At 59.6% G+C, this 12559-nt stretch carries 13 protein-coding genes; 4 read left to right on the forward strand and 9 right to left on the reverse strand.

The features are described 5' to 3' along the window. Positions 1 to 25 precede the first annotated feature (25 nt). The 9 genes from EP376_RS09715 to EP376_RS09755 form a co-directional block, all read right to left on the reverse strand. Positions 26 to 385 (reverse strand): hypothetical protein, encoded by a 360-nt coding sequence (locus tag EP376_RS09715; protein WP_127655345.1) that lies wholly within the window; start codon positions 383 to 385, stop codon positions 26 to 28. Beyond that, positions 382 to 1461: an EscU/YscU/HrcU family type III secretion system export apparatus switch protein gene (locus EP376_RS09720; protein WP_127655346.1), complete on the reverse strand. Its 1080-nt coding sequence runs from the start codon at positions 1459 to 1461 to the stop codon at positions 382 to 384. The genes EP376_RS09715 and EP376_RS09720 overlap by 4 nt, the downstream gene beginning before the upstream one ends. Further along, positions 1461 to 2240, reverse strand: coding sequence for a flagellar biosynthetic protein FliR (locus EP376_RS09725; protein WP_127655347.1), 780 nt, complete (start codon positions 2238 to 2240; stop codon positions 1461 to 1463). Before EP376_RS09725 ends, EP376_RS09720 begins: the two co-directional genes overlap by 1 nt. Further along, on the reverse strand, positions 2237 to 4327 hold the full coding sequence (gene flhA / locus EP376_RS09730; RefSeq protein ID WP_127655348.1) for a flagellar biosynthesis protein FlhA: 2091 nt from the start codon (positions 4325 to 4327) through the stop codon (positions 2237 to 2239). Before flhA ends, EP376_RS09725 begins: the two co-directional genes overlap by 4 nt. 297 nt (positions 4328 to 4624) lie before the next feature. After that, positions 4625 to 6607, reverse strand: coding sequence for a hypothetical protein (locus tag EP376_RS09735; protein WP_127655349.1), 1983 nt, complete (start codon positions 6605 to 6607; stop codon positions 4625 to 4627). 254 nt (positions 6608 to 6861) lie between these two features. After that, positions 6862 to 7728 carry a flagellar motor stator protein MotA gene (gene motA / locus EP376_RS09740; RefSeq protein WP_127655350.1) on the reverse strand — a complete coding sequence of 289 codons (867 nt, stop codon included), beginning with the start codon at positions 7726 to 7728 and terminating at the stop codon, positions 6862 to 6864. 97 nt (positions 7729 to 7825) lie between these two features. Then, a complete protein-coding gene (locus EP376_RS09745; protein ID WP_127655351.1) occupies positions 7826 to 8401 on the reverse strand; it encodes a MotE family protein in 576 nt (191 codons plus the stop codon). After that, the gene (locus tag EP376_RS09750) at positions 8401 to 8754 is read right to left on the reverse strand and encodes a hypothetical protein (RefSeq protein ID WP_127655352.1); all 354 of its coding nucleotides are present in this window, start codon (positions 8752 to 8754) and stop codon (positions 8401 to 8403) included. Before EP376_RS09750 ends, EP376_RS09745 begins: the two co-directional genes overlap by 1 nt. A gap of 11 nt (positions 8755 to 8765) precedes the next feature. Next, positions 8766 to 9260, reverse strand: coding sequence for a flagellar basal body-associated FliL family protein (locus tag EP376_RS09755; RefSeq protein WP_127655353.1), 495 nt, complete (start codon positions 9258 to 9260; stop codon positions 8766 to 8768). Between the two features lie 123 nt (positions 9261 to 9383). Here EP376_RS09755 and fliF point away from each other — a divergent pair, with 123 nt between their 5' ends. From fliF to fliP, 4 genes are read left to right on the forward strand one after another with little or no spacing between them, the layout of a single operon-like run. Continuing rightward, on the forward strand, positions 9384 to 10958 hold the full coding sequence (gene fliF / locus EP376_RS09760; RefSeq protein ID WP_127655354.1) for a flagellar basal-body MS-ring/collar protein FliF: 1575 nt from the start codon (positions 9384 to 9386) through the stop codon (positions 10956 to 10958). Then, positions 10958 to 11533 carry a FliH/SctL family protein gene (locus tag EP376_RS09765; RefSeq protein ID WP_127655355.1) on the forward strand — a complete coding sequence of 192 codons (576 nt, stop codon included), beginning with the start codon at positions 10958 to 10960 and terminating at the stop codon, positions 11531 to 11533. The genes fliF and EP376_RS09765 overlap by 1 nt, the downstream gene beginning before the upstream one ends. Next, the gene (locus EP376_RS09770; protein WP_127655356.1) at positions 11526 to 11816 is read left to right on the forward strand and encodes a FliM/FliN family flagellar motor switch protein; all 291 of its coding nucleotides are present in this window, start codon (positions 11526 to 11528) and stop codon (positions 11814 to 11816) included. Before EP376_RS09765 ends, EP376_RS09770 begins: the two co-directional genes overlap by 8 nt. A 10-nt stretch (positions 11817 to 11826) precedes the next feature. Continuing rightward, positions 11827 to 12549, forward strand: coding sequence for a flagellar type III secretion system pore protein FliP (gene fliP, locus EP376_RS09775; RefSeq protein WP_127655357.1), 723 nt, complete (start codon positions 11827 to 11829; stop codon positions 12547 to 12549). The last annotated feature ends 10 nt before the right edge of the window (positions 12550 to 12559 follow it).

Genomic DNA, 12559 nt, shown 5'->3' on the forward strand with positions numbered 1-12559 from the left:
ATCTGTCCCGATCCCCGGTTTCGGATCAGCGCGCCCCGGGCTTCTTCGTAGATTTGCACAACGCGTCGATCGCGGACTTGCGACCGAACGACAGACGCAATTCAGCTTTCGCCCGCTCCTGATCGATCCTCAAGCGGAGGATCCGCTGGTTGACTTCTGTGCGACGGATCTCGGCCCAAGCCTGCCACCTCAGATCGGCGCCGGCCAGACTTGCTGGATCAACCAGTTCGCCTTCGCCAGTCTGCGCATGGCGGCCCGACAGGTCGCGCAATCGTTGCTGAAGCTCCTCCTCTTGCTGTTTCAGCTTGGCCAGGCTGCTCTGCCTTGAGCGGTATTCCGCATCGATCAGCGGACGAAGCCGCTCAAGCTGAGACCGTCGCGTCATGTTCGGGCCCTCCGCTTCAATCCTTCGGCAAATCGAATGGCCGCGGCGACGGCCCGGTAATGGTCCGAGGTGATCTCGTCACCCAGACCGATGCTTGAATAAAGCGCGCGCGCCGTCGGTGGATCAGACCGGATCGGCACGCCGGCCTCGTTGGCAAGTGCGCGAATGCGCTCGGCGACAGCATCCACCCCCTTTGCCACGCAGACAGGTGCCCGACCCGAGGCCCGTTCCCACTTCAGGGCAACCGCATAATGAGTCGGGTTCACGATCACGACGTCTGCTTCGGGGACATCTGCCAGCATCTGGTTCATCGCAAGCGATACGGCTTTCTGTCGCCGCTGCTGCTTCATCATCGGGTCGCCTTCGGATTCCTTCTGTTCATCCGTCATTTCTTTGCGCGACATCCGGTTCTTGCGCAGATGTTCCGCGCGTTGCCAGACCAGATCGATCAGGCCGATCACGAGTGCGATTACGAGAACGACGCTGACGAGCAAAAGGGTGAGTTTGAGAAACTGCGCCATCGCGATGGCTGGTGAAAGATACAAGACGCCGAGGATCTCGTCGGCCTGAAGAACAAGAAATGCGCCGAGAACAGCAGAATAGATCGACAGCTTCGCAAAGCTCTTGGCAAATTCGAACAGACCCTGTCGACCGAACTTGTTGCCGAACCCTTTGATGATCGACAGTCGGGAGGCCTGCGGTTTCAATTTCTCAGGCGCGAAGACAAGGCCTCGTTGGGCAAGAACCACAAGAAGCGCCACAAGGCCCGGAACCAGAACCCATGGCGACAATGCGCCACCAAGTTCACGGATCCATCCGCCGATAACAGGGCTCGACCGTGCGGTGAACAACTCAGATGCGATCGCCTCGGAGTGGTCCAGCATGTTGCGCAACCCACTGGCCAAGTTCAGCAACGAGGAGGATCCGACCGCCCATGACACCAGCAGAAACCCGGCATAACCGGCGGCTGTGGTCAGATCGGCTGACTTGGCGAATTCACCCTTCTTTCGCGCATCATCGAGCTTTTTCTGGGTTGGTTCATATTGCTTGTCGTTTTGGTTGGCGTCGTCGCTCATCAGCGTGGCCCGAACGGTGCGCGCAGAAATCCAAACAATTCCTCCGACCACAGGCCGACGATGACGGGCGCGGTCAGAAGGAGAAGGAACAGCCCTCCCGCGGTGATCGCCGGTGCGCCGACGAACGCCACCATGAGTTGCGGCATGGCGCGATTGATGACGCCCAACGTGACATTATAGAGAAGCGACGCGACCAGAAACGGTGCCGCAAGAGTGAAGGCCAGCGCAAAACTGTGGCCAATCTCCGCGACGCCGGCCTCGGCCACGATCTGCGGTGAAATCATGTGGCCAGCCGGGATCAATTCATAGGAGAAGATGAGGAACTGGGCCACCCTCACATGCAAATCCAGCAGCGCCGCCAGTGCCAAACCAGCCACCAGAAGAACGTGCCCCATCGCCGGCAATGGATCCGCTCCGGCCGTACCACCGAAAATCTGCGAAAGCGACGTCGACTGGGCGGCAATCGTTCCTGCGACCTGAAGGGTGATCACAAATAGCCTCAGGACAAGGCCAAGGAAGACCCCGGTCCCAGTTTCGGCCAACACAAAACCCGAAAGACCGATCGCGCCTGACGGCTGCGCCGGCAGCCCCGCTTGAATTGCAGGCCAGATGATCGCCGTGAAGGCCAGGCCCAGCGCAAGGCGCACCCGAACGGGGACCACTGTCTCGCCAAAAGCCGGAAGAAGAGCCATCATGGCACCGACACGCAGAAAGACGACAAATGCCGACCATGCGGCGCCCTCGGCCAGCGAGAGTGTCGCCATCAGGTCTTCGATCATGCCGGAACGAGCCCGACCAGCGCAGGGCGGGCTTCGACCCCGATCTCTTCGAAGGACATGCAGGGATTGGGGATCCCCTTGGCCTTCATGAGCGTGCGGAGGAACCGTCTTCGGCGGGTCGAGGTCACGACGGCAGGATACGTCCCCCGTTCAGCCGCACCGTCGAGTTTCTCGGCAAGGGATGTGGCAAGCCGATTGAAATCATCCGGGGGCAAGGCCACGTCGGGCTGCCCGGTTTCGGAATTGACCTGGTATGACTGAAACAGCTCTTCCCATTCGGGGGCCAGCTGAACGAGCGGGATCGTTCCGTCATCCCGACGCAGCTCCGCCACAAGCTGGAACCCCAGCCTTTGCCTGACATGTTCGGCCAGCGCCTCGGCGGTGTTGCGGGATTGCCGGCCCTCGGCGATTGCCTCGATGATCAACGGCAGGTTTCTGATCGAAACCGCCTCGTCCAGCAGCAGTCGTGCCACCGCCAACAGGACATCCGAAGGGACCTTGTCCGGCATCAATTCGTCCAGGAGTTTGCGATTGGCGGCACTTCTCGAGGGTTCAGAAAGGTTCACCATTTCATCCAGCAAACGCCGAAGTGCCTTGTGCGTCAGCAGCCGACCGAGATTGCGTCTGATAACCTCAAGAAGATGGGTTGCCAAAACCTCTGATGGCCAGACCGTCGTCAGACCCTGGGTCGCGGCCCGATCCTGCTGATCGGTTGAAATCCACCGGGCCGGCGCGCCGTAGACGGGCTCTCTCACCGGTTCACCGGGGAGTTCCGGAGAAGTGGCTTCGGGCAGAAGGACAAGCAACTGCCCAGGCCTCAGACTGTCGCGAACCTGCTCCACGCCATGGATGCGGATCGTGTAGGTATTGACCGGAAGCGAGGCATTGTCGGTCAGCCGGATCTCGGGAAGGAGAAGGCCATACGTTGTCGCGACATGATTGCGCATATTCGCGATTCGGGCGTCGAGACCTGTCGCAGGATCGAGGATCATGTCGATAAGGTCAGGCGAGAACTCGACATGAACGTCATCTATGTCAAGCAGGTCGCCAAGCGACGCCTCCGACGGCCGGGCCGCCTTTGATGACGATGCCCCCGTCGCGTCATCAGGCACGACCTTTGTCCGTCGTGAGACGAGTATGGCACCCGCGGTCAGACAGGCCGCGCCCAGCATGAACGGTAGGAAAGGAAGTCCCGGCACAAGCGCAAAGAGCGCCATCAGCGCGGCCACCGTCGCGAGTGCGGCGGGATGCCGGCCCAACTGCTCAACCAGCGCCATATCGGTGACGCCCCGCGCACCGCCGCGCGCCAGCAACAGGGCCGAGGCGATCGAGATTATCACGGCCGGGATCTGACTCACGAGGCCATCGCCAACAGTCAGGATCGAATAGGTTTCGAAGGCCTGGGCCACGGGCATATCGTGAATGAAAAGTCCGATGATCAGACCGACGACGAGGTTGAGCGCTGTGATCAACAACCCGGCAATGGCATCACCCTTGACGAATTTCGATGCGCCGTCGAGCGAACCGAAGAAAGTCGTTTCTGCCTGCTCAGTCTCTCTTCGACGTTTTGCCTCTTCGTGATCAATGGCCCCCGCCGCCACGTCGGCATCGATGGCGAGCTGTTTTCCCGGCATGGCGTCAAGCGCGAATCGGGCGCCGACTTCTGCCATTCGCGTCGCGCCTTTGTTGATCACGACAAAATTCACGATCAGAAGCACGCAGAACACGACAATTCCAAGAAGCGTCGAGCCACCCATGACAAACATGGCAAAGCCCTCGATCACTTCGCCGGCTGCATCGGTGCCGGTATGGCCCTCTCCGATGATGAGTTTTGTCGACGACACGTTGAGAGAAAGCCGAAGCATCAGCGAGGCGAGAAGGATCGTCGGAAAGGCAGAGAAATCCAGCGGCCGTTCAATGAAAAGCGTGACCGTGAAGATGAGGATTGCCAGCGCGAATGACAGCGCCAGACCAAGATCCAGAACCCAAGAGGGCATCGGAAGTATCATCATGACGATGATCGCCATGAGGGCAAGCGCAAGTAGAACGGTCGGTTGGAAGATATGTCTTGCAGAGATCGATGGCATCTTCTTCCTTTCTCAGGAAATACGCGAGACATATTTACGGAAGGATTAAATTGTATCTTTCACGGCACAAGTTTCTGAGCTTCCGTACGTTTCTTTCCCGAACCCGAAATAGACATAAATGCTATCATCGGCTTTCCAAACACACTCATTGGCAGAGAATTTTGGAAAAAACAGATGTCTATCTGTTTTCCCCAATCCACGCTTGCTTCTCGAGCATCGAGATCTCCTATTCTCCAAATCAATTCGAAATTGAGCCAAGTCTTCCTAATTTGGAGTTAACCGTTTTCGAAACTGCCACTAATCCGTGTCGCGAGTTGAATCGTCGAGGGAAAATCTGCCCAGCAGGTCTTGGGCCATTTCACGCGTACGAACCGCATCCTCGAGCAAGGCACTCCGGGCCTCGAGTTCCGCAAGATTTGGAGCGAGGAATGTTGGCTGTTGCGCCAGTCGCGAAACGGATTGGAAGAGTTCGTCTTCGGTCATCTCGAGAACCTCCCAGTCGCCGGCGCGCCAAGCAAGCTCGTCCGTCTGTTCCTGATTTTCACTGGCCAGCGTTTCTTCAAGAGCCGCTGGGAAATCCTCAACCTGCGACAGGGCAATGATCCTGATATCTCGGGCGCGATTATTCTGCAGGCCCTCAAGTTCCTGTTCGACCGATTGAACATTTCCCAACTGTGCCTGAGCGGACGCACGGAGATATCGACGCTCCAGCTCGGTGTCGGGATCGGATCCGGGCGGGATGAACCGCAGCGCCTCTTGAGGGAAACCCAACTCGATCAGTCGTGCAGCAATTTGGTCCTCGACCTGTAACCCCCGCAATGGATTCAGGTCAGCGAGCGCAAACTCCAGGAATTCCTGATCGGTCAGCTGACTGGCCTTTGCCGACAGCAGTTCGTTCACAAGCGGGCGAAACATGTCGGAGTCGGGTGGCATCGTTTCCTCAAGTACAAGCTCTGCCATTTCGATTTCTGAACGCGCGATCCACGCCCGGACGACGGCAGCGGAAAGAGCGACATCCCCGCCCGAGGGTCGGGCTTCGTGAAGGTAGACCTGCCCAAGCTCGATCAACTCCACGGGGGGTTGGCCGCCCAAATCCGTCTGGAGCTCCAGAAGCTCGGCCAAGGCTGCCGAAGGCATCCGAGCATTGTCTTCTGCCAGACCATCCAGCCGTTCCACCTGAGCGGAGGGTTCCCCCGCGGCAGCGTCCAGATCGGCCCGCACCAGTTCGACCTCAACCGGGGCAAGGCCGTCCTCCCTGTTTACATATTCAAGGATTTCCTGCCCACGTTCCGGCACGCCTGCATCAATGAATAGAGAGGCAAATCTTGGACCCAGATATTCACGCAAGGCCTTCGGAAGGTTGCGAAAAGCGCGGATGGCCTCACCCTGATCAACATCTTCTGCATCGGTAGCAGTGCCAGCCGCAAGGATACTCCATAGTGCTGCCGCCCCGCCACAACCTACCTGTTGAGCGAGGCGCCCGCCGGGAACGTCTGCACCGTCAACGACGCGCGCCAGTTCATCAAGAAGGAGCCTTTCAGCGGTTAGCGCACCGTCCAACGTCAGCACGCGCCGTGCCTCGATCCCGAAGCCGAAGAAGATGTAGGTTCTCGCAAGCTCTTCGATGGCTCCGGGCGGAAAGCGATCGAATTCCTGGGTCAGGGCCACACGGCGCTCAGAAATCTGCTCCGAAAAGCTGCGATCATCACCCCAGTTCGGGACATCGAATACTCTCTCTGGCAGACAGGCCGGCGTTTCCCGGGAATCTTCCCCATCCGACGTGATCGAATCGGTCAACGCAGTGCGCAGCACCAGTCCGGGGCTGCCTTCGCGGCCCAACAGGTTGCCGAGTTCGGACATCGGATCCGTGACCGGAGCCAGCCCGACGACACGGGGCTGACCGCCATCCTCTGCGCCATCTTCTGCAAACATCTGCTGAACAGGCTCGATCGGCAGGTCAAAGAAGCCCTCGGTCGCGGCGCGGGCGATGCTGGAGACCACCGCAATCTGCGCATCTTCGACCGTCTGGCCCGAGCGAAATGTCTGAAAGTTGAATGGCAGCACCTCTTCCAGATTGCCGTGACGCGCCCGGTCCGAGAACAAGAGAGGCAGTGCGACGCTACGGAGTTCCTCTACCGGTATCCGATCGCTGCCAATCACCAGCTGTCGCTCGTAGGGATTATCGGAGGGGGATTGCCCGTCCACGATATCAACCACCAGTCGATCGCTCTGCCAGAGGAAGGCGTCCGGATAACAATCGCAGACCAAGCGAAGCGCCACCAGATCACCGTCAATTGTCGCATCCGCAATCCGGTTGCGGGGGATCCGATCGAATATTCCGCCAATCGATATCCCATCCGGAAGGTCCTGAAGCCGAACACCGATCCCGCCGTCGATCCGACCAACCTCCCAAGCGGTGCCCTCCGGGATCGCGAAGACCAGTCGGGCAAAGCTGTCGTGATCACCGGACCGGATCGTCACTGTCTGCGCGAAAGCGGGGCCAGCCAGAATCGTAAACAGGATTGCGATCCGGATCATGCCGCATCCTTGGTTGCCTTGAGGGCCTCTTCGAGGTCGGCAAAACTCGGGCGAATATGGGTTGGGGTATTCTGGCGACCCACTTCTACACAGATGTTGGGGGAATGCTGATGCAGGTTCGCGACAAGGATCTCGCGGATCAATTGTTGGAAATGGGCCTCATCCTCAAGAACGGTCTTCAGTTTGGCTGCGAATGGCCCGACCAGCCCATAAGCGAGGAAGACCCCCAGAAAGGTGCCGACCAAGGCGCCGCCAATCATTTTTCCGAGAATCTCGGGGGGCTGATCGATCGAGGCCATGGTCTTGATCACACCGAGAACGGCAGCGACGATGCCAAGCGCAGGCAGGCCATCCGCAACCGTCTGAAGCGCGTGCGTCGAATGCATCGCATGGTGGTTGTTGGCCTCGATCCTCTTTTCGAGGACTTCCTCTACCTGATGCGGATCGTCATAGTTCATCGTCGCGGAGCGCAATGTATCGCAGATAAGCGCGACGGTTTCCCGATCAGCGACGATCTTGGGATATTTTGCGAAAATGCTCGACTCTGCCGGACCTTCGATATGCTCCTCCAATCCGACAGGATTGGCTCGGGCAAGTCGGATCAACTCGAAAAGGAGGCACATCAAATCCCGATAGTCATCCGGTTTCCATTTCGGACCCTTGAAGACCTTACCCACGTCCTTGAGCGTGTGCTTGATGCTTGATCCGTCGTTGGAAATGACAAATGCACCAACGGCCGCACCGCCAATCATGATCATTTCGAATGGCAGGGCTTTCAGGATGATGCCCATCTTGCCACCGGCAAGAAGATATCCGCCGAATACCATTACAAGCACGATTGCAATACCGATCAGACCAATCATTTCTGGCAGGCTCCTTGGCGAGAATCCATCTTCGACGTCATGGGAAATCTGGCACGAGACTCGTTAACGCAGCGTCATCATCCTGGGGATTTGCCCGTCATTCCCGAGGAGCATTCGCATTTCGCCCGGCAAGGACCACGCTGATCAAATAGGCTGTCTGCGGTTCAAGATTCGACATGATGGCTGCGGCGGCCTCGGGCTGCATTCGCCCCATGAAGCCGGCTGAAAAGACCGGCTCCATCGTCTCGAACAAGGCCGCTGCCTCTTGCGGTTTCATGTTTTCATAGACCTGCGTCAGACGGCCCAAGTCATCTTCGGCGGCTGTACTTGCGATGGCCAAGAGCGAGGCAAGGCTGTCTTCCGCCGCCTTCAGGGCCTCGAGCTTTTCGGTGATCTCCGCTTCTGCAACGGCGAGGGCCTGCATCCGATCGGCAAGGCGCGCCTCGCGATCCGCGATCCGGGCTTCGCGCTCTCTCAAGGCGTCGATGACAGCCGGGGACATCCCCTCGTTGGCCGCGGTATCCGCCATCATGTCTGCGGGCTGTTCGTTTTCCGGGACGGTTCTGTCCTGCGCAAGGACCGGCGCGGCATCGCCGGCGAACCGGACAACCGCGGACATGATGAACATCCCGGCGATGATGGGCAGGACACCCCGGTTTGCACGCCGTCGCATCAGCCGAGCTCCCCGCTTGCGGGATGGCGCACGAAGAAAGGATTTGACGGATCCTTTTGCGGCGTCGCGGCCGGCAGATCATGCAAGGAGGCCACCAGCAATTCCAGACGCTCTGCCGCTGCCTCGGCCCTGGCATTCACTTCGGTCAATGTCCTGACCGAACTGTCGGCGGTTCCCTCGGCTGCCGACAGCGCATTGGAGAGGTCGTCGACCTGCGCCGACAGGACCGCAACGGCACCGCCGACACCTTTTTCCAGATCCGTGAAGCGCCGCAGCCGGTTGGACAGCACAAAACAATAAAGCCCAGCGCCCAGGGCACCCGCCAGCAGCAGGATATCTGCGATGATCGACATGTGATGTCTCCTTAGTTGAGCACGAATTCCATAATGAGCAGGTCCCGCACGCGACCATCGCCGACGACAACCTGTATCCGCCTGAGCATCTGGGCCCTCAGCCGGTTCAGCGCGGCCGGTGATTCAAGATCACCCGGTTCAACAGCGCGCAAATACCCGTTGAGCACATCGATAACCCTCGGGCGCATTGCCTCAACCTCGGCCTGATATCTGGGAATGACCTCGATCTGGGCCGCGAACCGAAGGTATTGCCGATCCGATCCAGGAGGCAGATTGATCACCATCGGATCAAGCGGCACGAAAGCAGCGGCCGGCATCTCTTCGGCAGGCTGGTCCGCGTCGGCAGCGATCTCGGCATTGTCGCCGCTACCACCGAAGATGCCCGACCTGACGGCCATGAACCCGCCGGCCCCTCCTGCGATCGCGAGGATCAGTCCGATCAGCAAGGGGAGCTTGGACGATTTCTTCGCGACACTCTGGTCTTCGGGGTTTGTGGTGGCATCCATCTGCGGCTCCCTCGTTCCGTTTCCAGAACGTCATAGCCGCGAACTGGCTAACTGATTCTTAAGCCTGATCCTCCAATCATCGGCCAAACGTGCAAAACGCCGTCGGATGCTCAGGAGAATACCTTGGAGTCGCTCACTTCCACCTGGTCCAAACTTTCGGCTGGACGCCGAATCGTCATCGTACTGGCTGTCCTTGCGGTTGCAGCATCGGTCTACAGCCTGTCCCGCGGAGCAGGTGCACCGCAGATGTCTCTCCTCTATGGCGGGCTGGAACAACGCACAGCGGGCGATGTCATCACGGCGCTCGAACAGCGGGGGGTTGCCTATGATGTCCGGGGCGACGCGATCTATGTCCCGGCGAACCAGCGCGATGAACTTCGGATGTCTCTTGCCGCAGAAGGTCTGCCCGCAAATTCTGCGCAAGGCTATGAATTGCTTGATTCGCTGTCGGGCTTTGGCACGACCTCCCAGATGTTCGATGCCGCTTATTGGCGTGCCAAGGAAGGCGAGCTCGCCAGGACCATCATCGCAAGCCCACACATTCGCGCCGCGCGTGTCCATATCTCGAATCCCACGAACAGACCCTTCCAGCGGGAGAACCGCCCGACCGCAGCCGTCACCGTTACCACAACAGGGCTTTCGCTGACGCAACCCCAGGCCAATGCCCTCCGCTTTCTTGTCGCGTCATCGGTTTCCGGGCTCGTGGCAGACGATGTGGCCGTTATCGACACCAGCGGCGGCCTGATTACCGGCGAAGACCCGGCACCGGGCGGCGCGGGTCAGGCGATCAGCGATGACCTCAGGTCCCGTGCCGAACGGCTTCTGTTCGCGCGCGTCGGTCCGGGGAATGCCGTGGTCGAAGTCTCCGTCGAAACTATCACGGAGACCGAATCGATCATCGAGCGCCGGATCGATCCCGACAGCCGCGTCGCGATATCGACCGAAGTCGAGGAACGCACCAGCAACGCTCAGGATAGTGGTGGGGCAGGTGTCACAGTCGCGTCGAACCTGCCTGCCGGCGACGCGCCCGCAGATGGTGGAAACTCGAACAGCCAGGATAGCCAGACCCGGTCCCTCACCAATTTCGAGGTGTCGGAAACAAGCCGTGAAATCCTGCGGGAACCGGGTGCGATTCGGCGACTGACAGTCGCGGTATTGGTGAACGACATCGCAACGAGCGACGGAAATGGCGTGATCCAGACAAGCCCGCGCAGCCCCGAGGAGCTTGATACGCTGCGTGAACTTGTCGGCTCGGCAGTCGGCTTCGACGAAGCGCGCGGAGACGAGATCACGATCCAGTCGCTGCCGTTCGAAGCGACCGACACGATCGGCTCAGAGCCCCTGCCCTCGACAAGTCCGCCGCTGGACATGATGACCCTGATCCAGCTTGGTGTTCTGGCACTCGTCGCCCTGATCCTGGGTCTGTTCGTGGTGCGCCCGATCCTGTCTTCCCGCACCGCAACCGCACTGCCGGCACCCGTTCCTGAACAAGGACAGGAAATCTTTCCCCCAGCCAGAGAGCAAACAGACGGGGCCGGTTCCGCCGGCACGGACGGCCGACGGCTCATCGAGGGCGATCCTGCCTCCGAGGCAGACCCGGTCTCACGACTGAGGCAACTGATCGAGGAACGGCAGGATGAGACCATTCAAATCCTGCAAGACTGGATCGAGGAACCCGATCACAAGGAACGCGCGTGATGGGGCGGCCTGCACTGCTCGAGACGTTCGAGACCAGGGCGACAGCGTCCGTCACCGATCCCTCCGAGACAGATGAATCCTGGCAGGCGGGCTTCGAGGCAGGATACGAGCAGGCTCTGCAGGACATGAAGGCGGAACAGGTCCAGCTGTCTGCCCAGCTTGTTCAGTCGTTGAATGACCAGGCATTCGGCTATCACGAGGCACGGACGCATCTCCTCGATACCCTACGCCCGCTGTTCGACGAGCTGGTGGGGACTTTCGTCCCAGGCTTTGCCCGCGAAGCGTTCGTGCCGCTGGTCTCCGCGCACCTTCGAAAGATGGCGACCCACCTGATCGACGAGCCCATTCACCTGAGGGTCACGCCCGAACTGGAACCCCTCTTCCTGTCACTGGTTGAGGATGTCGGGGATCTGCCGGTGCGGGTGCAGAGCGATGACACGCTTGACGCGCTTCAGGCGGTCCTGACCACCGCCCGTGAAGAAGCGGTCATCGACCTGCAACCGGTCCTGCAAGAGGTCGGATCGATACTCGGCGCAATGACAACAACACAAACGGAGTACGCGGACCATGGATGATCATCTGTCCAACCCCTCGATGAACGACAACCACCCGCTTCGCTCCGTCCCGATCGAGGTGACGGTCTCCGTCGGCCATGCGCGCCCGTCGATACGGGAGCTGCTGGCGATGGGCGAAGATGCGGTCCTGACACTGGACCGGGGGGTCGATGATCCGGTCGAGCTTTATGTTGGCGGGCGTCTGATCGCGCGTGGCGAACTGCAAGAGGCGGATGGCGGCGAGCCCGGCCAACTGGCAGTCCGGCTGACAGAAGTGATCCGACCTTCCGGCGACGATCTGTGAGAACGGCCTGATGTTGCGCCTTGCTCTCATCACGATGCTGATCTTTTTCTCGGGCCCTGCAGTCGCGCAGGATTTCGGCATCGATTTCAGTGACCAGGGTGCCCTGGCAACCCGCTCGGTTCAGCTACTGATCCTGATAACGGTGCTGAGCCTCGTGCCGGGATTGTTGGTCATGATCACCTGCTTTCCCTATATCGTCACGGTTCTCGCGATCCTGCGCCAGGCAATCGGCCTGCAGCAATCCCCGCCCAATATGCTGATCGTGACGCTGGCACTGTTTCTCACCTACTTCGTCATGGAACCGGTGATGATCGAGGCATGGCGCCTTGGAATCGAGCCGGTACTTGAGGGTCAGATCGCGGTCGAGGACGGATTCATGCTTGCGATCGAGCCATTCCGCGGCTTCATGGCGAACCGCGTTGATGCCCAGACGTTCGAAACGCTGGCAGCGCTGAGACCCGATTTTCCAGCTCGAATCCCGGCAACGGATGCACCATTGTCAGTTCTTGTTCCCTCATTCCTGCTATCAGAGATCGCTAAGGCCTTTCAGATCGGGTTCGTCATCTTCCTGCCATTCCTGATCATCGATCTCGTCGTTGCCGCCATCCTGATGTCGATGGGTATGATGATGGTGCCACCTGCCATCGTCTCGCTTCCGTTCAAGCTGGCGTTTTTCGTCGTGGCCGACGGCTGGAGCCTGATCGCAGGCAGTCTTGTTCAAAGCTATTTCTAGGACCGTCAGC

This window comes from Alexandriicola marinus, assembly GCF_004000435.1.
GTDB classification, from domain to species: Bacteria; Pseudomonadota; Alphaproteobacteria; order Rhodobacterales; family Rhodobacteraceae; genus Alexandriicola; species Alexandriicola marinus.